A 21,146-nucleotide genomic window follows, 5' to 3' on the forward strand; every position below is an offset into this window, starting at 1 on the left:
TTCGCCGTTTTCCTATTCGCTCCCCGTTTCCACAAGGGCTGCCGCCGCCTGCGCATCGAAAAGCTCGTTTTCGAAAATAGTCAGGAATGCCCGCTCGGCGCCGCCGAGGTCCATATCGGGGTTGCGAAGAAAATAGGCGTCGGCTCCGAGCGAATCCTGAAGCAGCGGGATCTGCCAAAGCTCATCTTCCTCAAAGCCGCGCGCCGCATCCAGCGGCAGGATTCCCACGCCGATGCCGGCGATGATCATTCGCCGGACTTCTTCCATATGCGGGCTGGAGCCGACGGTCCATTTGCCGAGCCCCACGCCGTCGCGAAGGGCGATCATCGGTTCCAGCGCGCCGCCTTCCTGGCTGCAGGTGAAGGCCACGAAGGCTTCCTGCCGTAATTCCTCCATGGTGATGTCGCCACGACCGTAAAAGGGATGGGAAGCACCGCAATAAATCCCGAATGTTTCCCTGAGCAGGAATTTGCAGTCCATTCCGGCAAGCGGTTTCGGCAGCAGGCAAATGCCGAATGGGGCCTGTTTCTGGCCGATGGCGCGAACGATATCCTGCGTATTGGCGACATCGATACGGATGGTCACGGATGGATGACGCCGCCGCAACTGGCGCAGCGCCTGATCGAGCTGTGGCAGCACGAGATTGGTGACGATGAGGACACGCACCTGACCCGTGAGGTCATCCGCCTCGGTCGACAGTTTTTCACCGATACGCTCGACACGCAGGAAAATTTCAGCACATTCCTGACGAAGCATTTCGCCCTGAACCGTCAGCACGAAACGGCGGCTGTCGCGCTGTATCAACTGGCACCCCAGCGTTTCCTCCAGCTTTTGCAGCGCGGCGGTTACCGAGGGCTGGCGCACGAAAAGCCGGTTGGCCGCCCGCGTGATGCTGCCTTCCTCGACAATGACCAGAAAGGTCCGCAGCAGGTTCCAGTTTAGATGCTGGATGCGGGGGGCATAACGTGACAACGATGCGTTCCTCGAATGAATTGCGGTTGCATCTTATAGCTATTTTTGCCGGCGAAAAACGTCCACCGGCTGCAAAGAGTGGCGCTTTTGGCCGGGGACGCGATTTTATTCTCCGGCGGGCCTGCGGAAAGCGGCCCGCCACGTCGGCGCGGCTGCGTCAGCCGCGATATTGGTCATCCGTCACCTGTTCCATCCAGTCCACCACCTTGCCATCCTTGACCTCCTGAAGTGCAATATGGGTCATGGCGACATCGGGTGCGGCCCCGTGCCAGTGCCTTTCTCCCGGTGCGAACCAGACGGTATCGCCGGGACGGATTTCCTCCACCGGGCCGCCTTCGCGCTGCGCCCGTCCGAGGCCGGAAACCACAATCAGGGTCTGGCCGAGGGGATGGGTGTGCCAGGCGGTGCGGGCGCCGGGTTCGAAGGTGACCTGAGCGCCCTGAACCCGCTCGGCATCAAAGGGGTTGAAGAGGGGATCGATGCGGACCTGCCCCGTGAACCATGCCTCGGGACCTTTCGCCGATGCCCGTGTTCCTGCGCGCAATATTTCCATTGGTCGTTCTCCTGATGGCTGACTCGAGGCGATTTGAAGCGGGAATACTCCCATTGTCCACAGTGAAATGAAAACCGATATGATCTGCCGGCCAAGGACGTTTTCCGAAGCTCCGTGCCGCGCCGGTTCCGGCCCATGTCTCGATTTTTCAAGCCTTTTCCGCAGGTCGGAACCGCTCATCCGCCGCCGTTTCACGCCCTTGGATAAAAATCATTCTCGGGATTGACTCATTTATGAAAACGGTTACATTTGCGCATGTAAACGGTTTCATTAGTTAAAAACCGTGCTTGGAGGAGCAAATTTCATGTTTAGACATTTGATGGCTGCTGCCGCTATGGTGCTGGCGGCGGGCACGTCGGCGCATGCCCAGGAGCAGAGCTTCAAGATCGGTCTTTCCAATTCTTTCGTCGGCAGCGAATGGCGCACGCAGATGATCGAAGAGGCTCAGGCTGCCGCCAAAGCGTGGGGCGAAAAGGGCGTCAAGGTTGAGGTTGTCGTTCAGAGCGGCAACGTCGATGTGCAGGGGCAGATCGGCCATATCCGCAATTTCATGAACCAGGGCGTTGATGCAATCCTCATCAATCCCGGCAGCCCGACGGCCTTCGATCCGATCTTCGCGCAGGCCAAGGCGCGCAATATTCTCGTCATCGCAACCGACGCCGAAGTGTCCTCGAAGGATGCGCTCTATGTCGGCATCGACCAGAAGGCATGGGCGGCGCAATCCGCGCAATGGCTTGCGGATGCGCTGAAGGGCAAGGGAAGCGTCGTCGCCATTAACGGCATCGCCGGCAACCCCGCCAACGAAGCCCGCGTTGCCGGTTATCGCGAAGTGTTCAAGAAATATCCTGACATCAAGGTGCTGAACGAAGCCAATGCGAGCTGGGATCAGGCGCAGGGCCAGCAGGCCATGCAGAACCTGCTCGCCACCTATCCCGATATCAGCGGTGTGTGGGTGCAGGACGGCATGGCGGACGGCGCATGGCGCGCCATCGAAGCCGCCGGCAAGACCAAGGACATTGCCGCGACCGGTGAAATCCGCAAGGACTTCATGACCCGCTGGGAAAAGGAAAAGTTCAATTCCGGCGCTTCGGTCAATCCTCCGGGCGTCATGGCCAGCGCGCTCAACGTCGCTGTCCTGAAGCTTCAGGGTAAGGAATTCAAGGACGGCATTTTCGGCGGCACCTATGGTAACGCCATCTATATTCCGATCCCCTTCGTCAGCAATGACAACCTTGCCGACAACATCAAGGCCGCCGATGGCAAGCCGGGCTACTGGTCCGTCACGGCGACCGTGACGCCGGAGCAGGCCGGCGAGTTCTTCAAGTAAGAGCCGTTTCGGGTCGGCGACAAGCGCCGGCCCGAACCAGAATTTCGAGTGCGGACCGGGCCTTGGCCGGCCGCCTGTGACAAGCATTATTCGGGGACATGCGATGGCGAACGCTTTGGAAGCGGCCGGCATAACGAAGAATTTTGGCGCCGTGCGTGCGCTTTCCGACGGCAGGCTGACCGTCGGTCGCGGTGAAATTCACGCGCTTCTGGGCGCCAATGGCTGCGGCAAGAGCACGCTCTGCAAGATCGTTGCGGGTGCTGTTGCGCCGACCAGTGGTGCGATCAAGTTCAACGGCGAAGACGTGCGCTTCAAAAGCCCGCGGGACGCCGAAAATGCCGGTATTGCGCTGTTTTATCAGGAGCTCAGCCTCGTTCCGCAGCTTTCGGTCGCCGATAATATCTTTCTCGGCCGCGAGCCGAAACGGGGCATCTTTGTCGACGGCAAGGCGCTGAAGGCGGAAGCGGCGAGGCTGATCGCGCTGTTTGACGGCGTGGCTGGCGAAGGGCTGGAGCCGGATGCGATTGTCGGCAATCTGCCGCCCGATCAGCGCCAGCTCGTCGAAATCCTCAAGGTCTTCGCCCAGAATGCCAGCCTGATGATCATGGACGAGGCGACGGCGGCGCTCGATGGCCGTCAGTCCCAGCGCTTTTTCGAGATTCTCCGGGCCAAGAAGGCCGACGGTGTCTCCACCATCATGATTTCCCATCGTCTCGATGAGGTTTTCGCGGTCTGCGACCGTATCACCGTGATGCGGAACGGCGCGACGATTTCAGAACTCGATACGGCGGCAACCACGCGAGAAGCCGTTGTGCATGACATGGTCGGCGATGTCCGGGCCGCTCCTGCCCGTCAGAACGGGCGTTCGGCTGCTGCGCCGAGCCTGAAGCTGGCGGATGTTGCAGGTGAAGGCGTTCGCGATGTCACTCTCGAAGCCTATCCGGGCGAAATCGTCGGTCTGGCCGGCCTGCAGGGTCAGGGCCAGTCGGCCTTGCTGAAGGGTCTTTTCGGTGCCAACCCATTTGCTACCGGCCAAATCCGGTTTGAGGGTCGTGAAATCACCATCGGCAAGCCGTCGCAGGCGGTTCATAGTGGTTTTGCCTATGTCTCTGGCGATCGTGGCCGTGACGCTTCCCTTCAGGGTCGGTCGATCTTCGAAAATCTCGTCGCGGCGCTGATGGTGCGCGAAAAGATGCGGCTGGTCCGTCCCGTGACGCTGAAGCCGCGTGTGCAGAAGGTCGCGGACGACATGAAGACGAAATTCGCCGGCCTGGATATGCCGATAGGCACGCTTTCGGGCGGCAACCAGCAGAAAATCTTCATCTCCCGCTGGCTCGCCACCGCACCGAAACTGCTGCTGCTCGACGATCCGACCAAGGGCATCGATCTTGGCGCGAAGGCCGATCTCTTCGCCCTGATGCGGCAGCAGGCCGATGCCGGCGCGACCATCCTTCTTTATTCCTCGGAGGATGCGGAAATCCTCGAATATGCCGACCGCATTCTTGTGTTCAACGGTGGACGCATTTCTGCGGAACTGACCGGAGCCGACATGACATCCGTAAACATGACCCGCGCCGCCTATGGAGATGCCGCATGAGCGCCTCCGGTTTTCTGCGCAGGCAGCCATGGGTCATCACCCTCGTCGTACTGGCGCTTCTCATCGCCGTGAACACGTTTCTGCAACCCTCCTTCGTTCAGCCCTCCGTGCTGCAATCGAACCTGACGACGTTTCTGCCACTGATCCTGGTGGCCATCGGCCAGACCTATGTCATTCTGGCGGGCGATATCGATCTGTCAGTCGGCAGCATCGTGGCGCTCGCCAATGTCGTTACCGTCAGCGTCATCGCAGCACTTGGCGGCACGACGGGCGCCGTTTTCGCCGGCATGACGGCGGGTGCGGCTGTCGGGCTGCTCTGCGGACTGGTCAATGGCCTCTTCATCTCCGGCCTGCGCTTCCAGCCAATCGTCACCACCTTCGCAACCGGCATCATCTTCGCCGGGCTGGCAATCTGGGTGCTGCCGCAGGCGGGTCTTCCGGTGCCGGAGGCCTATTGGCAGACCTATTCCGGCAGCTTCATCGGCTTGCCCTTCGTGCTGTGGGTGCTGATTGGGGGCATCGCCTTCACCCTCATCGTGTCGCGTATTCCGTTTCATACGCACCTGTTGGCCGTCGGCGGCAATCGCACCGGGGCCTTCCAGACGGGCCTGCGCCTTTCGGGCATCCGCATCGGCGCATATATGATCTCCGGCCTGTTCTCGGCGCTGGCGGCGCTCTGCCTCACCGGTGAGACCGCCTCCGGCGACCCGCTGCTGGGTGCAAGTCTGGCGCTTTCCTCCATCTCGGCCGTAGTTCTGGGCGGCACCGCACTTTCGGGCGGTTTCGGCAGCTCGACAGGGTCGATTGCCGGCGCGCTGGTGCTCGGCATGATCGGTAATGTGATTTTCTTTGCGGGCCTGCCCTTCGAGTACCAGACACTGGTGCAGGGTTTGATCGTGCTGACGGCGCTGGCCGGCGGTGTTCTGGTGACGAGGCGTTGATATGACCAATCCCGGCTTGCAAATCAAATCCATCGTCACCGATCCCCTGACCATCGCCATTGGTGCATCGGTCTTTCTGCTTCTGGTCGGCGAATTGCTCTCCCCCGGCTTCGCACAGGGCTCGCAGATCGTGCGGCTGCTGACGATTGCCGCCATTCTCGGCATCGTCGCGGCGGGCCAGAACCTCGTCATCCTTGGCGGGCGCGAAGGCATCGATCTTTCCGTCGGCGCGATGATCTCGCTCGGCGCGGTCCTTGCCGGCAATATGATGAACGGCCAGAATGCCGGCATTCCGCTCGCCATTCTGGTTGCCGGCGGCATTCCCTTCCTGATCGGCCTGATCAATGGCCTCGGCATTACCTTCGTGCGCATTCCGCCGCTGGTCATGACGCTTGGCATGACGGCGGTTATTCAGGGCGGGCTGGTCGTCTATTCGCAGGGCGTTCCGTCAGGCGCGGCAGCACCCCTGCTGGCAGGTTTCATCAACCGTCCGCTCATCTTCGGCATTCCCGGCGTACTCTTCGTCTGGCTTGGCATCGCCGCGATCATGCTCTTCGTGCTGCGCCGCACCGCCTTCGGTTTCGCCATCTACGCCATCGGCTCGAACGAGCGGGCGGCGACGCTCACCGGATTGCCGGTCTCCCTGATCCGCACGCTGCTTTACGGGCTTTCCGGCCTGTTTGCCGGGCTGACCGGGGTGTGCGTCATCGGTTATACCGGCACCTCCTTCATCTCCGTCGGCGACCAATATGTGCTTCCGTCGATCATCGCGGTCGTCATCGGCGGCACCTCGCTTGCCGGCGGCGCGGGCGGATATGTCGGAACCATGGCCGGGGCAGTTGCGCTCACCATTCTGCAAAGCGTACTGATAACGCTCAACCTCGATGTATGGGCACGGCAGATCATATTCGGTGTCACGTTGCTAGCGCTGATGCTGCTTTATGGCCGCCAAAAGCAGTTGCGTGTGTGACAGATGAGCAAAGACCAAGGTTCGAATATCAGGGAAGTGGCAGCTCTCGCGGGCGTTTCGATTGCGACCGTATCGCGGGCGCTGCAGCAACCCGACAAGGTTCGCCCGGAAACCCGCAAGAAGGTTTTCGATGCCGTGCGGCAGGCGAACTTCGTTCCCAATGCGCAGGCGGCAAGCTTCCGGCGTCAGTCCAATAACACCGTCATCCTTCTCGTTCGCGATATCGGCAACCCGTTTTATCTCGAAATCTACAAGGGCGTTGAGGAAGCGGCGGGCGAAGCGGGCTTCAAGGTGCTGATGGGCGATGCCCGCAACGACGAGAACCGCGTGGCGACCCATATTGACATGGTGCGCCAGAAACATGCCGACGGCCTGATCCTGATGACCGGCCAGTTTCCCGCCGAGCTTCTCGATCAGGGCGACGCGTTGCCGCCGATTGTGATCGCGTCGGAAACGGTGCCCGGCCTCGCTCTGCCGACCGTCAAGGTGGACAACCGCGCCGCCTCCAAAAACGCCATGCGCCACCTCATCGAGGCGGGACATCAAAGGATTGTGCATCTGGCCGGTCCGGTCCCGGAAAGCCTGGCGCAGGAGCGTTTCGATGGTTATCGCGCGGCACTTGCCGAAGCCGGCATCGCCTATGCCGACGAACTGGTGGTGACGGGCGATTACAGCATCGAGGCCGGCCGTCAGGCAATTGGCGGCCTTCTCGAAGGCGGCATTGCCTTCACCGCGATCTTCGCCTCAAGCGACCAGATGGCGATTGGTGCGATCAGCGAGTTGCGTGCGCGTGGCGTTTCGGTTCCGGCCGATGTCTCCGTCATCGGCTTTGACGACATCATTTTTGCCAATGCTTTCGAACCACCGCTGACCACGGTACGTCAGCCCCGGCAGGAAATGGGCCGCAGGGCCATGGCGCTGATGGTGGACCGGCTGAACGGCAAACGCACGGCTGAAACCATCGTGCTGGATACGGAACTGGTGGTGCGCGGCTCGGTCGCGCCCTGCCGCCCGCCGCATCGATAGCGGCCAGACTGTGAATGCAAGGAGTGTAAGGACATGAAGACGATCAAAGGCCCGGCGATTTTCCTCGCGCAATTCGCCGGAGACGAGGCCCCTTTCGACACGCTCGACAATCTCGGCCAATGGGCGGCTTCGCTCGGTTACAAGGGCATTCAGGTGCCGACCGATCCCAAACTCTTCGATCTGGAAAAGGCCGCTGCATCCAAGACCTATTGCGACGATATCAAGGGTCGTCTGGCGGAAATGGGTATAGAGATCACCGAGCTTTCGACCCATATTCAGGGCCAGCTCGTCGCCGTTCACCCGACCTATGACGAAATGTTCGACGGTTTTGCACCCGCTGAACTGCGCGGCAAACCTCACGCGCGGCAGGAATGGGCGGTCAACCAGCTTAAATATGCGGCGAAAGCCTCGCAGCATCTTGGCCTCAAAAGCCACGCCACCTTCTCCGGCGCACTCGCCTGGCCCTTCGTTTACCCGTGGCCGCAGCGCCCGGCGGGTCTTGTCGAAATGGCCTTTGCGGAGCTGGGCAAGCGCTGGACACCTATTCTCGATACATTCGAGGAGAATGGCGTCGATCTCTGCTACGAACTGCATCCGGGCGAAGATCTGCATGACGGCATCACCTTCGAGCGTTTCCTCGAGGCTACCGGCAATCACCCGCGCGCCAACATCCTCTACGATCCCTCCCACTTCGTCCTTCAGGCGATGGATTATCTCGATTTCATCGACATCTACCACGAGCGTATCCGCGCCTTTCACGTCAAGGATGCCGAGTTCAATCCGACCGGCCGTTCCGGCGTTTATGGCGGCTATCAAGGCTGGGTCGACCGGCCGGGACGTTTCCGCTCGCTCGGCGACGGGCATGTCGATTTCGGCGCGGTGTTTTCCAAGCTTACCCAATATGACTTCGATGGCTGGGCGGTGCTGGAGTGGGAATGCGCGCTGAAGCATCCGGAAGACGGAGCGCGCGAAGGCGCCGGCTTCATTGAAAACCATATCATCCGCGTGACCGAACGGGCTTTCGACGATTTCGCCAAAAGCGGTGTCGATGATGCCGCCAACCGTCGCCTTCTCGGTCTCTGAAAGGAAACTTCATGTCCTCTACGACAGCAAAATTCGACAGCCGCCGTATTCGTCTCGGCATGGTGGGTGGCGGTCAGGGCGCCTTCATCGGGGCGGTGCATCGCATCGCGGCCCGGCTGGATGACCGTTACGAACTGGTGGCCGGCGCGCTTTCCTCCGATTCCGCACGTGCAGCCGCTTCGGCAACCCTGCTCGGGATTGCACCGGAGCGCTCCTATGCCTCTTTCGAGGACATGGCGGCGGCCGAGGCTGGACGCGAGGACGGTATCGAGGCAGTCGCCATCGTCACCCCCAACCACCTGCATTTCGCCCCCTCCAAGGCCTTTCTTGACGCCGGCATCCACGTCATCTGCGACAAGCCGGTTACCGCGACGCTGGAGGAAGCGAAGGCGCTGGCCGAGATTGTCAGGGCATCCGACAGCCTGTTCGTCCTGACGCATAATTACACCGGCTACGCCATGCTACGGCAGATGCGGGAAATGGTGGCGAGTGGCGACATCGGCAAGTTGCGCCATGTTCAGGCCGAATATGCGCAGGACTGGCTGACCGAAGCCGTTGAAAAGACCGGCGCGAAGGGTGCTGAATGGCGCACCGACCCCAGCCGTTCCGGCGCTGGTGGCGCAATCGGCGATATCGGCACGCACGCTTTCAACGCCGCCGCCTTTGTGACGGGCGAAATCCCAACAAGCCTCTATGCCGATCTGACTTCGTTCGTTCCGGGCCGGCAGCTGGATGACAGCGCCAATATTCTGCTGCGTTATGCAAGCGGCGCGAAAGGCATGCTCTGGGCGAGCCAGATCGCCATTGGCAATGAAAACGCCCTGTCGCTCCGGGTCTATGGCGACAAGGGCGGGCTGGAATGGCACCACCGCGTGCCGGATGAGCTGTGGTTCACGCCTTACGGCGAGCCGAAGCGGCTGATCACCCGCAATGGTGCGGGTGCAGGCGATGCCGCCAACCGTGTCAGCCGCGTGCCATCGGGGCACCCGGAGGGATATCTCGAGGGTTTTGCGACGATCTACCGCGAAGCCGCAGATGCAATCATCGCAAAAAGGGAGGGAAAAACGGCCGCCGGGGATGTGGTTTATCCCGGCATAGAGGACGGCCTTGCGGGTCTCGCATTCATTGATGCGGCCGTCCGGTCCAGTCGGACCTCGTCCTGGGTCGGGATCGACATCTAGCTCACCCAATATCGGGGACGGACGACGCAGGGCACAGGAGGCGGTGCCCGGCATGACCCGGCCAGACGGCCGGGAAAGGCGAGGGCATGCGTGTCGTCACATTGATCAAACGGAAAGGGAGTTACGCGTTTGAAAACGTTCAAGTCAAAATTCGCTGGCATGGCATTCGTCGTTGGACTGGCGGCCGGTTTCGCAAATCCGGTTTTTGCCGATGACAGCAAGGTGCTGCCGATTGCCGCGCAGATGTACACCCTGCGCAATTCCGGAACGCTGGAAGAACAGCTTGCCATCCTCAACCGCGCCGGCGTCTCCGCCGTGGAAACGGTGGATATGCAGAAGGTCAGCGCCGGCGAACTGAACACATTGCTGGAAAAGCACAAGATCAAGGTCATTTCCTCGCATGTGCCGATCGACAAGCTGCGCGGCAATCTCGATGCGGTCATCATCGAGCAGAAGGCCGTCGGCAACCCCGTCGTGACCGTGCCTTTCCTGAAGCCGGAAGACCGCCCGAAGGACGCCGCCGGCTGGACCGCCTTCGGCAAGGAGCTTGGCGGTTACGCGGACAAGCTTTCGGCGGCGGGCCTCTCCATGGCCTATCACAACCACGACTTCGAGATGGTCAAATTCGACGGCAAGACGGCGCTGGAACTGCTGCTCGACGCGGCAGGCCCGAAACTGCAGGCCGAAGTCGATGTCGCCTGGGTGGCGCGCAGCGGCAATGATCCGGCCGAATTCCTCGGCACCTTGAAGGGCAAGGTTTTTGCCATCCACGCCAAGGACAACGCGCCTGCGGGCACGGCGGAAAATGAGCGCGGCTTTGCGACGCTCGGCACCGGCGTTCTCGACTGGAAAACGATCCTGCCGGCGGCCAAACATGCCGGCGCAAAATGGTTCATCCTTGAGCACGACCTTCCGCTCGATGCCGAAGCGGTCGTGACCAAGGGCAACGCGTTCCTCAATGAACGCCTTCCGACCATTCAGTAAACACTGCCAGTAAAACCAGAACCGCTCCCCGGCGGCCGGTTTCGGCGGGGAGCATGAGGTTCGACAGACGCATATCCATTTTCCGCCGCGCCGCGACGGGAAGCGCTTTGTCCTGTCGTTTTTTCCAAGCTCACATCGGAGGAGTTATCATGGCAAACAATCATTATGATGCGATTGTTGTCGGCTCGGGCATCAGTGGAGGCTGGGCCGCAAAGGAACTCACGCAAAAGGGCCTGAAGGTCCTGATGCTGGAGCGCGGCCGCAACATCGAGCACGTCACCGACTATCAGAATGCCGACAAGGAAGCCTGGGATTATCCCCATCGCAACCGTGCCACGCAGGAGATGAAGGCGAAATACCCCGTTCTCAGCCGCGATTACCTGCTGGAAGAGGCGACGCTCGGCATGTGGGCCGATGAGCAGGAAACGCCCTATGTCGAGGAAAAGCGCTTCGACTGGTTCCGTGGTTACCATGTCGGCGGTCGCTCGTTGCTTTGGGGCCGCCAGACCTATCGCTGGTCGCAGACCGATTTCGAGGCCAATGCGAAAGACGGTATCGCGGTCGACTGGCCGATCCGCTATGAAGACGTCTCCCCCTGGTATGACTATGTCGAACGCTTTGCCGGCATTTCCGGCAGCCGCGAGGGGCTGGATATTCTCCCCGATGGTGAATTCCTGCCGCCTATTCCGCTCAATTTCGTGGAGCAGGATGTGGCCAGCCGGTTGAAGAAGGCGTTCAATGGTACGCGCCACCTCATCAATTCGCGTTGCGCCAACATTACCCAGGAACTTCCCGATCAGGACCGGACGCGCTGTCAGTTCCGCAACAAGTGTCGGCTGGGCTGTCCCTTCGGCGGCTATTTCAGCACGCAGGCCTCGACCCTGCCTGCGGCGGTCGCCACCGGCAATCTGACGCTCAGGCCTTTCTCCATCGTCAAGGAAATCTTGTACGACAAGGACAAAAAGAAGGCGCGGGGCGTCGAGATCATCGATGCAGAAACCAACCTGACCTATGAATATACCGCCGACATCATCTTCCTCAACGCCTCGACGCTGAACTCGACATGGGTGCTGATGAACTCGGCCACCGATGTCTGGGAAGGCGGCCTCGGCAGCAGCTCCGGCGAGCTCGGCCACAACGTGATGGACCACCATTTCCGCATGGGCGCGACCGGCCAGGTGGAAGGCTTCGAGGACTTCTATTTCAAGGGCCGCCGCCCGGCGGGCTTCTACATTCCGCGTTTCCGCAATACCGGCGACGACAAGCGCAAATATCTGCGCGGTTTCGGATATCAGGGTTCTGCCAGCCGTTCGCGCTGGGAGCGGGAGATCGCCGAACTCAATATCGGCGCCGATTACAAGGAGGCCCTGACCGAGCCGGGCGGCTGGACCATCGGCATGACCGCCTTCGGCGAAATGCTGCCCTATCACGACAACCGCGTGAAGCTCGATCATGACAAAAAGGACAAATGGGGCCTTCCAGTCCTCTCCATGAATGTCGAGATGAAGCAGAACGAACTCGACATGCGCGAAGACATGGTCAATGACGCCGTCGAAATGTTCGAGGCGGTCGGCATCAAGAACGTCAAGCCCTCGCGGGGCAGTTACGCCCCCGGCATGGGCATCCACGAAATGGGAACGGCCCGCATGGGGCGCGACCCGAAAACATCCGTCCTCAACGGCAACAACCAGGTCTGGGATGCGCAGAACGTCTTCGTGACTGACGGCGCCTGCATGACCTCGGCCTCCTGCGTCAACCCGTCCTTGACCTATATGGCGCTGACGGCGCGTGCCGCCGATTTTGCCGTTTCCGAACGCAAGAAGGGGAACCTGTGATGAACAGACGCGAACTGCTGAAACTCATAGCCATTGCCACCGGCCTTCCGCTGATTGGCGCGGATGTCCTCACGGCTGCTGAAAACGCCGCCAAGCCCGCCGGCGCTGCCCACGTCTTCACCCCGGAGGAAATCCGCTTTCTGGATGAGGTGGCGGAAACCATCATTCCCCGCACCTCCACGCCGGGGGCGAAGGATGCCGAAGTGGGTGCATTCATGGCCGTCTATGCGGCCGATTGTTATACCGACGAACAGCGGACACTTTTCCTTTCGGCGATTTCCGACATCGAGAAGCGCAGTCAGGCTGAACACAAAAAGGCCTTTCTGGAGCTGACGCCGGAACAGCGGCAGGCTCTGCTTGCCGCGCTGGACAAGCAGGCCAAGGCGGAACAGACGCCGGCAAAGCCGCACGCCTTCACGCTGGTCAAGCAGTTGACGCTGCTCGGCTTCTTCACCTCGAAGATCGGCGCCACGGAAGTTCTCGTTTACGACGAGATTCCCGGCGGTTTCGAAGACCGCGTTCCATACAAGAAGGGCACGCCCGCTTGGGGCACGACCTGACGAGAGAACGGTCCGGTCCGTCCGCATTTGCGGGCGGGCCGCATTCATGCGGCAAGACAAGGATGACATGATGCGCAAGACACTCATCATCGCGGCGGCTATGCTGACCGCAAGCACCGTTCCCGCTCTTTCTGAGGGCGATGTTGCCAAGGGGGAGGCGGTGTTCAAGCGCTGTTCCGCCTGTCACGCCATAGGCGAGGGCGCGAAAAACAGGGTCGGCCCGCAGCTTAACGGCATCATCGGCCGGGCGGCAGGCGGCGTGCCTGACTATACTTATTCGGCTGCGATGAAAAAAGCGGGCGAGGACGGTCTCGTCTGGACACCGGAAGAATTGCGGGATTTCCTGAGCGCGCCCAAAAAGAAAATACCCGGCAACAAGATGGCGCTGGCCGGCATCAGCAAGCCGGAAGATCTGGACAATCTCATCGCCTATATCGAAAGCGCCGCTTCGAAGCCGGCTGAGTGAGAGCAGCACGGCTGCCCGGTGGAAGTAAAGCTCCTGGCGAAGGTCAGGCGCCTGCGCGCTACACCTGGCTCACTTCGCCTTCCGCCAGCTGGGCAAGGCCTGGCAGATTGCAGACCAGAAGCTTCTGCCGCCCGCCCTGCACCAGCCCCTTGCTCTCCCAACTGCTGAGGATGCGGGAAACGGTGTGCAGTGTCGTGCCGGTCATTTCGGCTATATCCTGTCGCGAGATCGGAAAGTCGATGCGGATGCCGTCCACCTCTTTACGTCCCGCCTGCTGCGAAAGGCGCAGCACGGCATGGGCCACCCGGCGCTCCACTTCCTGCGTCGACATTTCGCGGATGCGTGTATGGGCTTCCTCGAGACGCTGGCCGATGGTCTGCATGGCGGAAACGGCGAGATGCGGGTTCTGTTCGACGAATTGCGGCCAGAGGTCCGTCTGCCAGGACAGGATGACGCTTTCGGCAGCTGTCGTGGCGGTGCCGGGATAATCCGACCGTTGCAGCGCCCGGGCAAAACCGAAGAGATCGCCGGGATGCACCACCCGCACGATGATCTGCTGGCCATCATGGGTCACCTGCGTCACCTTCAGGCGGCCGTGGATGAGCAGGAAGAAATGCGTGGCCGGCTGCCCCTGCTCGAAAATGGCTTCGCCCGGCGGCACCAGCCGGGATGTGGCGTGGGTCAGCAGTCCGTCCAGCTCATCGTCGGCCATCTTGGCAAACAAGGCCAGCGACCGGATGACGCTTCGGTCAATCTTCACTTGCACCCTCTCCGGTGATTGGCCGCCGCCTTGGTTCCCGCAATGGGCACCCGGGTGTCGGCCTCTTCTGTATCCTCACAATACAGCACTATCACGGGCCGAAGAAGATCAAATGATATGAATCAACCAATTGTTTTTATTGACGATTATCAAGAAAACAGAGCGGCTGTGCCAAGCTTTTCGAGAAGCGGCGCATACCAGCGCGTATCCCTCACCAGCCGGAAGCCGAGATTGTCCGGCGGCACGCCAACGGCGCAGCCGCCGCTTTTCGGGTTTTTGACGAAGGCGCTCATCGCCGCCCGGTGTTTTCCCGAAGCGACGGGAATGCCGCAGGAGGCGGCGGTATCGACTACCTCGCCATCCGTGCCGAGTGTCACGCGGTGGCTGCAGCTGGAGGTCCATTCCCAGACATTGCCGCCGAAATCGGCAAGGCCATATTCGTTTTCGCCGAAGCTGCCATAGGATTGCGGAACGGGATTGCCCGAGGCCTTGCGGCTGGTCTGCCGCTCGTAATCCGCCAGCCAGCGCAAAGCGGGGTTTTTACTATCCGCAGCCACACCGAGCGTCTCATCCGGGAAAAGCGACCCGGCGGCAAAAGCAAGTTCGGCATCGCTCGGCAGGCGCCAGACAGCGCCTGTCCGGTCGCTCAGCCACGCCGCATAGGCGCGGGCGTCATCCTGGCTGATGCCGGTTGCCGGTATCTCGCCGCCGACCGGCGCTGCAAAGCCGGGTTCCGGCTGCTGGCAGCCGCCTTCCGCCACGCAGCGTGCATAATCCGCGCTCGATACCTGATATTTCATGATCGTCAGATTTTGCCGCATCGTCACGTCAACCATCGGGCCATCGACGGCATAACCATTGCGGAAATATTCTCCCTCCGCCCGATAGGTGAAATGTCCCGCGGGCACTGTAACGACCTGCGGAGCGATTATGGCGGCGCGTGGATCGGCGCCGCTGCGGATGATCCCGGACTGGAAACCGATGGCCGTTGCCAGCAGCGTGGCAAGCGAAAGCGGCAAAAGAAGCGAGACGGCATTTGGGAAATGGTTGTGGCCGGGAATGCCCATGGAAACCTGCCTGCGTCAAGAAGACGCCAAAGTTCGGGCCTGCTTTCAGGCCGCATAGCAGAAGGGGGAGCGCGCCGCGACCGCTGGCGGCGGCGCGCTCCCGTTTGTGTCAGATGCTCGAGGGGGCGAGCACCGCCTGCATCAGGCTGTTGTTCCACTCACCGGTCACCTTGAAGTGAGCGGCTGCACCCAGCTCGAAAGCTTCGATGAGGTTGTGGTTGACATAGGCATAGATGCCGGGCTGTTCGAAGGTATAGAAGGCCGCGCCCGCCGTGCCGCCGGGAATGAACCAGGTTTCCTGGTCGAGATCCGGCGGGTTGCGGAACTTGCCTGTCGCCCAGACATAATCGCCGTGGCCGCCGATGAGGTGCGGGCGGGTATCACGGTTCGCCTGCGAATGGACGATCAGCACCTTCTCGCCAACGGCGGCCTGAAGGGCGTGTTCCCCCGTCAGCGCGCCGACTGCGCCGTTGAAGACGATGTGGCTCGGCGTCAGCTTGCGCATCACTTCCAGCGTGTCGGCCATGGCGTCGCCAGCGCTTTCATATTTCTTGAAAATGCCGTTCTCGTCGCGGGGAATGTAGAAGTCCTGCTCGCCGACATAATAGACCTTGTCATAAACAAGCTCCTTGCCGTGGCCGTCCGTCAGGCCCTCGCGCGGCAGCACCATGATCGCGCCGTTCATGCCCGAGGTAACGTGCCACGGCACCATGCCGGGAGGTGCGCAGTGATAGACGAAGACGCCGGCCTTGGTGGCCTTGAACCGCAGGATCGCCTTTTCACCGGGGTTGACGATGGTGAGCCCGCCGCCGCCGAGCGCGCCGGTGGCCGAGTGGAAATCGATATTGTGCTGCAGCTCGTTGCTATCGGGGTTGATGAGGGTCAGTTCGACATAGTCGTCCTGATGCACCACCATCAAGGGGCCGGGAACCGACCCGTTGAAGGTCATGGCGTGGACCTCGGTGCCCTTGTCGTCGAGGATCATCTTCTGCTCTTTGATCGTCAGCGTGAACTCGACGATCTTCGGTCCGCCTTCGGCTTTCTGCGTGTGGGCGTGCACGAAGGGCGGCTTGACGAGATCAACCTTTACGCGAGGCAGCGCTGCAATCTCCGCGCTCGTCAATGGCTTGGCTGCGGCCTTCTTTTCCTCTGCCGCGCTCGCTGCCGATGGCATGATGACGGGAGCTATAGCCCCTGCAAATGCTGCGCCTGCGAGAATATTACGCCGTGTGATGTGGAAGGTTTCCGTCATCATTTTTCTCCTATCCCTCTTGGGGCAGAGCATGTTTCGCTCTGTCACAGCATTTGTAGCGGAGGGGCAGAAATACAATTTGAGATGGAGCAAACTTCGCTTTCGGCGCCCTGCGACATTTTGGCAGGTGGCTGAAGGCCGGTGAGGAAGCGTCGCGCCGCCTCTTTGCCTGTTCGCAAAGAAGCCGGACGGGCTTGGGTCTAGACATATGTCAAGACCAAGCAAGGAGCATTATAATGAGTGGCAGCCAAACCGTTCTCACCGAAGGGCGCAGCCGGCCGAAGGGCGGCATTCCACGAGGGCTGGCGCGCACCGGCCCGGTTATCTTTTCTTACGGCTTCCGGCCGTTTTTCCTCGGCGGCGCCCTCTGGGCCATCGTGGCGATGGTGTTGTGGATCGCAGCCCTTTCCGGCTTCATCGACCTTGGCGGGGATTATGGCGCGCCGAACTGGCATGCCCATGAGATGCTGTTCGGTTTCGCTTCGGCGGTGCTGGCGGGCTTTCTTCTAACGGCCGTGCCGAACTGGACGGGGCGGTTGCCGGTGTCGGGCAAACCTTTGGTGTGGCTGTTTGCGCTCTGGTGTGCCGGCCGGCTTTTTCTGCTTGTGCCGGACACGGTGGGCGTGGTCACCGCCGCAGCCGTGGACGGGCTTTTCCTGCCGGCACTTCTGGCGATCTGCGCGCGCGAGGTCATTGCCGGGCGCAAATGGAAAGACCTGAAAGTGCTGGGCGGGCTACTGGCGCTTTCCATCGCCAACATCGTGTTCCATGTGGCGGCGATCGAAGGCGACCTCAGCCAGATCGCGACCCGCCTTGCCGTCTCGGCCTATACCGTGCTCGTCATCATCGTCGGCGGCCGCATCGTGCCGAGTTTTACCCGCAACTGGCTGAACCGTTTCGGCCGCACGGATTTTCCCGTCCCCTACAACGGCTTCGATACAGCCGCTATCCTGACCGGTATCGCGGCACTGGCCGTCTGGACAATAGAGCCCGAGAGCATTGTGGCCGTGCCAACGGCGCTTCTGGCGGCATTCATGCACGCCGTGCGTCTTATCCGCTGGCGCGGCTGGACGACCTGGCCGGAGCAGGTGCTGGTGGTGCTGCATATGGCCTATGCCTTCATTCCCGCCGGTTTCATCACCATAGCGCTGGCGGCGCTTGACGTGATGGACACGCGTTCCGTCCTGCATGTCTTCACCGTCGGCGTTATCGGCTGCATGATGCTTGCTGTCATGACTAGAGCGAGCCTTGGCCATACCGGGCGCAAGCTCGCGGCCAGCAGGGTCACCATCGCCGCGTACGTGGCGCTGATCGCCTGCGCGCTGCTGAGACCGGCAGCCGAGTTCTTCCCCGGCGCGATGATGCATCTCTACGCTTGCTCGGCGCTCTTCTGGATCGTGGGTTTCGGTCTCTTCTGCGTTGAATATGGGCCGATCCTGACGCGTGAGCGCAAACCGCTGAAAGCGTAGTCGAGTCGTTGCTAAACCGCCAAAACGAAACGCCCCGGAAGCAATTTCCGGGGCGTTTCGTTATCGAGGGATTTTGTATCCGGCTTAATGCGCGCCGGCACCGGCGCGGATGAAGATGCGAAAAGCCGTGCGCGCCTCGTCGAAATTGCCGGCCCATTGATGGCCCCGGGCCAGAAGGTCCGGGTAAAGGAAAGTCGGCTCCTGCGGCATCAGCACGAAGATCACGGCGCCCGGCGGAAGACGGTCGAGTGCTGTAAGCGTACGGGTCGCCTGGCCTTCGGTCGTCTCGTCGCTGAGATTGAGATAGATGACCGGATCGGGCCATATCTGCGGCTCCTCGGCATTGCCCGCAAGCGCCGGTGAAACGGAAATCTGCTCCGCTTCAGTGGATTGCGGCGTAAACAGCACTTCCCAGTCGCCGCCGCCGATTTCCCGGACCTGATGGTCGAAACCACGCTCGGCCATCACCTTGAACAGCGGGACGGGCCGGAAGGTGGCGTATAGGCGCAGCGCCTCACCGGGCGCAAGCCCGGCCACGGCTTCCATGATGGCCGGAAAGGGTTCGCCGCCGCTCAGCAAAAGCGGCCGGACATCGAGTTCCCTGATCGTTTCCGTCATTGCATCACCTCATCTGTCGGCTGGCGGCGGCAAGGGCCATCCGCCAGAGGTCTTTTCACCATGCCGCTGGCGCTGAGGTCAATGCTCGGAACCGCAGCAGCATTCGCAGCCGGACATATCGTCCTCGGAACCTTCGGCCTGTTCTTCAAGCCGGCCGATATCGAGACGCCAGACTTCCGGACCCTGTTCGAGATATTCCCAGCCGAATTCACCGGGGAAATTGGTGGCGAGCTGGTAAAGCAGCGGACGGGGATCGTGATCGCTGGTGATCTGCAGCGATTGCCCCTCATTCAATGCGCTGAGCGCACCGAAAATACGCGGATGGCGTTCGCGGTGCGGAATGATGCGCACATCGATATTGGTTGCGGTCTGGGCTTCGGACATAAGCTGGCTCCACGGCCGCGGATGAAACTATGTCCGGCGGTGCGGCCGGCCGGCGGACTGGAAAAACCTATCCGCCGGGCGGTCTGGAGACATTGTCGCCGCGCAAACAAACCTGAGATTTGTCAGGTCCGTCTACGAGACAATCAGCCGGCAAGGTTGCGATAGATCGCAGGCAGCGCCGATGGCAGCTTGGCGATCCTGCTGACGATGGCATAACCGTTCTGGCCGAACATGGCCGGAATATAGGATTGTGCCTTGCTGTCGACGGTCACGCCGAAAACGCTGACGCCCGAACGCCTGGCTTCGGAAACCGCGCGGCGGCTGTCCTCGATGGCGAAGCGGCCTTCGTAGTGATCGACATCGTTCGGCTTGCCGTCCGTCAGCAGCAGAAGTAGCTTGCGGCGTTCCGGCCTCTCGTGCAGCTTGGCGCTGGCGTGGCGGATGGCGGGGCCGATGCGGGTGTAGAAACCGGGCTTCAGCGCCGCGATGCGACGCTCGATAGTGTGGCCCATCGGCTCATCGAAATCCTTCACCGTCTCCACCCGCACCCAGGAACGGCGGCGGGAGGTGAAGGTCAGGATGGAGTGACTGTCGCCGCAGGCGGAAAGCCCGAGGGCAAGCACCAGCAGCGCTTCCTTTTCCACATCGAGAACCCGGCGATTGTCGAACCAGGCATCGGTCGATAGCGACACATCGACGAGGATCGTTACGGCAAGATCATGCGCCTGCGGGCGGCTTGCCATATGAATGCGGTCGCTGCCCTGTCCACCGGCGGCAATATCGCTTCTGGCGCGAACCACGGCGTCAAGATCGAGATCATTGCCGTCAAGCTGGGCGCGCAGCATCTCGTGGCGCGGCCGCAGCACCTCGAATTGCCGCCTGACCCGGCGGATGAGGCTTCTGGTGTCCGGGGCGGGTTCCGGTGCCGTCTCGGCGTCTTTCGCCGGACCGGCGATGACCCGGCAATGATCGGCGAGATAGGTACCGCTGCGATAATCCCATTCGGGATAGGTCAGCTCCGCTGTCAGCGGGGTATGGTTCAGTGCTTCAGGCGGCAGGTCGAGATCGAAGCGGAAGCGGGCGGAAGGCCGCCCCTTTCTTTCACCCAGCGTCATATCGTCAAGCTCGTCCGCCGCGCTGCCGTCGGTATCGTCGCTGTCGTCACCCGGCCGGTCGACATTGACCATCTCGGCCATGGCGAGGATTTTTTCGAAACGGTTGAGGATGAAGGGGCTGCGTTCGGTCTGCCGGTTCTCCGTCTTTTCGCGTACGGCGATATGACGGGCGGCCTCCGCCCCCTGCGGCGCGGCGCTCGCGGCGGGCTGGTCTTCGCTTTGCCTGGCCTCGGATGTTTCGCGCAGCAGCGTGTCTGGCCACAGCGGCACCGGCAGCATCGGCAGGTAGCGCGGCGGCGCTTTTTCCGGAAGACCGACGGGCGGCAGATAGCCTTCGATCCCTGCCGCTTCCGCCAGCATGGAAAGCACCCGTTGTTCCACCTGCTGTTCCGTCTGGGGCAGCGGCCGTTTCTGGCGCACCGCGAGCATGGCGGCGCAAAGCCGGCGATAACGGGTCTTCATTCCGGGGAAGGCATGGATGACGGCTTTTGCCAGTTCTGCGGCGCGGTCGAGCCGGGCAAGATCGTTGCCCAACGGGTCGGCCGCCGCCACTGGTTCAAGCGGCATCATCGCCATGGCGGCGGCGAGCCAGAGATAGAGATCGCGGTTGAGGCGGCGGTCGGGAAATAGATCGAGCACCGGCGGCAGCATCAGCGTGGCGTGATCGCGTCCGGGCTGGGCGAGCTTCTCTTCGCCAAGGCCCATGCGCTGGCGCAGCCTCAGCCGGTGCGTGGAGGTGCGGGCGCGGGCCGGGGCGATCTGCACCGCATGTTCACCGCCAAAACCGCGGAAACAGATGGCCAGTACAGCCTGCATATCCTCCAGCTTCACGGCATGATCCGGGAAGCGCAGCCATGTGCCGGTTTCGCCGATCAGCCTGTGCCAGGCGCGGCCGACGGTTTCTTCCAGTTCCAGAAAGTCCAGCATGGTTTATCCTCATGGCATCGGACCGGAATGCGCGGGGCAACCGCACAACCCGGTATGGA

The 21,146-nt window shown here is 61.5% G+C and carries 20 protein-coding genes; 12 read left to right on the forward strand and 8 right to left on the reverse strand.

Annotated features, from left to right (window positions below; genetic code table 11):
* Positions 1-12 precede the first annotated feature (12 nt).
* Entirely contained in the window at positions 13-972 is a 960-nt protein-coding gene (locus tag ACQZ5N_RS14700) for a LysR family transcriptional regulator (RefSeq protein WP_020811089.1), read from the reverse strand.
* A gap of 157 nt (positions 973-1,129) precedes the next feature.
* On the reverse strand, positions 1,130-1,525 hold the full coding sequence (locus ACQZ5N_RS14705; protein WP_448733301.1) for a (R)-mandelonitrile lyase: 396 nt from the start codon (positions 1,523-1,525) through the stop codon (positions 1,130-1,132).
* 304 nt (positions 1,526-1,829) lie between these two features.
* On the opposite strand from ACQZ5N_RS14705, the gene ACQZ5N_RS14710 reads away from it, so the two are divergent.
* From ACQZ5N_RS14710 to ACQZ5N_RS14760, 11 genes are all read left to right on the forward strand, one after another.
* On the forward strand, positions 1,830-2,852 hold the full coding sequence (locus ACQZ5N_RS14710; protein WP_003522041.1) for a substrate-binding domain-containing protein: 1,023 nt from the start codon (positions 1,830-1,832) through the stop codon (positions 2,850-2,852).
* Positions 2,853-2,955: 103 nt separating this feature from the next.
* On the forward strand, positions 2,956-4,449 hold the full coding sequence (locus ACQZ5N_RS14715) for a sugar ABC transporter ATP-binding protein (protein ID WP_448733302.1): 1,494 nt from the start codon (positions 2,956-2,958) through the stop codon (positions 4,447-4,449).
* Positions 4,446-5,390, forward strand: a complete 945-nt coding sequence (locus ACQZ5N_RS14720) for an ABC transporter permease (protein WP_448733303.1) — start codon at positions 4,446-4,448, stop codon at positions 5,388-5,390. The genes ACQZ5N_RS14715 and ACQZ5N_RS14720 overlap by 4 nt, the downstream gene beginning before the upstream one ends.
* A 1-nt stretch (position 5,391) precedes the next feature.
* Positions 5,392-6,360, forward strand: a complete 969-nt coding sequence (locus ACQZ5N_RS14725; RefSeq protein WP_137087700.1) for an ABC transporter permease — start codon at positions 5,392-5,394, stop codon at positions 6,358-6,360.
* Between the two features lie 3 nt (positions 6,361-6,363).
* On the forward strand, positions 6,364-7,386 hold the full coding sequence (locus ACQZ5N_RS14730) for a LacI family DNA-binding transcriptional regulator (protein ID WP_448733304.1): 1,023 nt from the start codon (positions 6,364-6,366) through the stop codon (positions 7,384-7,386).
* A gap of 33 nt (positions 7,387-7,419) precedes the next feature.
* Positions 7,420-8,469 carry a sugar phosphate isomerase/epimerase family protein gene (locus tag ACQZ5N_RS14735; RefSeq protein ID WP_448733305.1) on the forward strand — a complete coding sequence of 350 codons (1,050 nt, stop codon included), beginning with the start codon at positions 7,420-7,422 and terminating at the stop codon, positions 8,467-8,469.
* Positions 8,470-8,480: 11 nt separating this feature from the next.
* The gene (locus ACQZ5N_RS14740; protein WP_448733306.1) at positions 8,481-9,650 is read left to right on the forward strand and encodes a Gfo/Idh/MocA family protein; all 1,170 of its coding nucleotides are present in this window, start codon (positions 8,481-8,483) and stop codon (positions 9,648-9,650) included.
* A 129-nt stretch (positions 9,651-9,779) separates the two neighbouring features.
* Positions 9,780-10,634, forward strand: a complete 855-nt coding sequence (locus tag ACQZ5N_RS14745; RefSeq protein ID WP_448733307.1) for a sugar phosphate isomerase/epimerase family protein — start codon at positions 9,780-9,782, stop codon at positions 10,632-10,634.
* Between the two features lie 149 nt (positions 10,635-10,783).
* Entirely contained in the window at positions 10,784-12,469 is a 1,686-nt protein-coding gene (locus ACQZ5N_RS14750) for a GMC oxidoreductase (RefSeq protein WP_448733308.1), read from the forward strand.
* On the forward strand, positions 12,469-13,029 hold the full coding sequence (locus ACQZ5N_RS14755; protein WP_448733309.1) for a gluconate 2-dehydrogenase subunit 3 family protein: 561 nt from the start codon (positions 12,469-12,471) through the stop codon (positions 13,027-13,029). Before ACQZ5N_RS14750 ends, ACQZ5N_RS14755 begins: the two co-directional genes overlap by 1 nt.
* Positions 13,030-13,099: 70 nt before the next feature.
* Positions 13,100-13,495: a c-type cytochrome gene (locus ACQZ5N_RS14760; protein WP_026363635.1), complete on the forward strand. Its 396-nt coding sequence runs from the start codon at positions 13,100-13,102 to the stop codon at positions 13,493-13,495.
* Positions 13,496-13,553: 58 nt separating this feature from the next.
* On the opposite strand, the gene ACQZ5N_RS14765 is transcribed toward ACQZ5N_RS14760, so the two are convergent.
* The 3 genes from ACQZ5N_RS14765 to nirK form a co-directional block, all read right to left on the reverse strand.
* Positions 13,554-14,255 carry a Crp/Fnr family transcriptional regulator gene (locus ACQZ5N_RS14765; protein ID WP_448733310.1) on the reverse strand — a complete coding sequence of 234 codons (702 nt, stop codon included), beginning with the start codon at positions 14,253-14,255 and terminating at the stop codon, positions 13,554-13,556.
* Between the two features lie 149 nt (positions 14,256-14,404).
* A complete protein-coding gene (locus ACQZ5N_RS14770) occupies positions 14,405-15,322 on the reverse strand; it encodes an SUMF1/EgtB/PvdO family nonheme iron enzyme (protein WP_448733311.1) in 918 nt (305 codons plus the stop codon).
* A gap of 109 nt (positions 15,323-15,431) precedes the next feature.
* The gene (gene nirK / locus ACQZ5N_RS14775) at positions 15,432-16,574 is read right to left on the reverse strand and encodes a copper-containing nitrite reductase (RefSeq protein ID WP_448733312.1); all 1,143 of its coding nucleotides are present in this window, start codon (positions 16,572-16,574) and stop codon (positions 15,432-15,434) included.
* Between the two features lie 236 nt (positions 16,575-16,810).
* On the opposite strand from nirK, the gene ACQZ5N_RS14780 reads away from it, so the two are divergent.
* On the forward strand, positions 16,811-18,043 hold the full coding sequence (locus tag ACQZ5N_RS14780) for an NnrS family protein (protein ID WP_448733313.1): 1,233 nt from the start codon (positions 16,811-16,813) through the stop codon (positions 18,041-18,043).
* Between the two features lie 84 nt (positions 18,044-18,127).
* Here ACQZ5N_RS14780 and ACQZ5N_RS14785 read toward each other — a convergent pair whose 3' ends face one another.
* From ACQZ5N_RS14785 to ACQZ5N_RS14795, 3 genes are all read right to left on the reverse strand, one after another.
* On the reverse strand, positions 18,128-18,661 hold the full coding sequence (locus ACQZ5N_RS14785) for a DUF2249 domain-containing protein (protein ID WP_448733314.1): 534 nt from the start codon (positions 18,659-18,661) through the stop codon (positions 18,128-18,130).
* Between the two features lie 78 nt (positions 18,662-18,739).
* On the reverse strand, positions 18,740-19,045 hold the full coding sequence (locus ACQZ5N_RS14790) for a DUF2249 domain-containing protein (protein ID WP_448733315.1): 306 nt from the start codon (positions 19,043-19,045) through the stop codon (positions 18,740-18,742).
* A gap of 143 nt (positions 19,046-19,188) precedes the next feature.
* On the reverse strand, positions 19,189-21,087 hold the full coding sequence (locus tag ACQZ5N_RS14795; RefSeq protein WP_448733316.1) for a VWA domain-containing protein: 1,899 nt from the start codon (positions 21,085-21,087) through the stop codon (positions 19,189-19,191).
* Positions 21,088-21,146: the final 59 nt, after the last annotated feature.

This window comes from Agrobacterium sp. 22-221-1, from assembly GCF_053522445.1.

Excerpts from the sequence above, each read along its gene's own strand:
- ACQZ5N_RS14720 (WP_448733303.1), top strand. The coding sequence starts at position 4,446 with ATGAGCGCCTCCGGTTTTCTGCGCAGGCAGCCATGGGTCATCACCCTC.
- ACQZ5N_RS14750 (WP_448733308.1), top strand. The coding sequence starts at position 10,784 with ATGGCAAACAATCATTATGATGCGATTGTTGTCGGCTCGGGCATCAGT.
- ACQZ5N_RS14715 (WP_448733302.1), top strand. The coding sequence starts at position 2,956 with ATGGCGAACGCTTTGGAAGCGGCCGGCATAACGAAGAATTTTGGCGCC.
- ACQZ5N_RS14760 (WP_026363635.1), top strand. The coding sequence starts at position 13,100 with ATGCGCAAGACACTCATCATCGCGGCGGCTATGCTGACCGCAAGCACC.
- ACQZ5N_RS14740 (WP_448733306.1), top strand. The coding sequence starts at position 8,481 with ATGTCCTCTACGACAGCAAAATTCGACAGCCGCCGTATTCGTCTCGGC.
- ACQZ5N_RS14735 (WP_448733305.1), top strand. The coding sequence starts at position 7,420 with ATGAAGACGATCAAAGGCCCGGCGATTTTCCTCGCGCAATTCGCCGGA.
- ACQZ5N_RS14725 (WP_137087700.1), top strand. The coding sequence starts at position 5,392 with ATGACCAATCCCGGCTTGCAAATCAAATCCATCGTCACCGATCCCCTG.
- ACQZ5N_RS14795 (WP_448733316.1), bottom strand. The coding sequence starts at position 21,087 with ATGCTGGACTTTCTGGAACTGGAAGAAACCGTCGGCCGCGCCTGGCAC.
- ACQZ5N_RS14755 (WP_448733309.1), top strand. The coding sequence starts at position 12,469 with ATGAACAGACGCGAACTGCTGAAACTCATAGCCATTGCCACCGGCCTT.
- ACQZ5N_RS14790 (WP_448733315.1), bottom strand. The coding sequence starts at position 19,045 with ATGTCCGAAGCCCAGACCGCAACCAATATCGATGTGCGCATCATTCCG.
- ACQZ5N_RS14705 (WP_448733301.1), bottom strand. The coding sequence starts at position 1,525 with ATGGAAATATTGCGCGCAGGAACACGGGCATCGGCGAAAGGTCCCGAG.
- ACQZ5N_RS14770 (WP_448733311.1), bottom strand. The coding sequence starts at position 15,322 with ATGGGCATTCCCGGCCACAACCATTTCCCAAATGCCGTCTCGCTTCTT.
- ACQZ5N_RS14780 (WP_448733313.1), top strand. The coding sequence starts at position 16,811 with ATGAGTGGCAGCCAAACCGTTCTCACCGAAGGGCGCAGCCGGCCGAAG.
- ACQZ5N_RS14710 (WP_003522041.1), top strand. The coding sequence starts at position 1,830 with ATGTTTAGACATTTGATGGCTGCTGCCGCTATGGTGCTGGCGGCGGGC.
- ACQZ5N_RS14730 (WP_448733304.1), top strand. The coding sequence starts at position 6,364 with ATGAGCAAAGACCAAGGTTCGAATATCAGGGAAGTGGCAGCTCTCGCG.
- nirK (WP_448733312.1), bottom strand. The coding sequence starts at position 16,574 with ATGACGGAAACCTTCCACATCACACGGCGTAATATTCTCGCAGGCGCA.
- ACQZ5N_RS14785 (WP_448733314.1), bottom strand. The coding sequence starts at position 18,661 with ATGACGGAAACGATCAGGGAACTCGATGTCCGGCCGCTTTTGCTGAGC.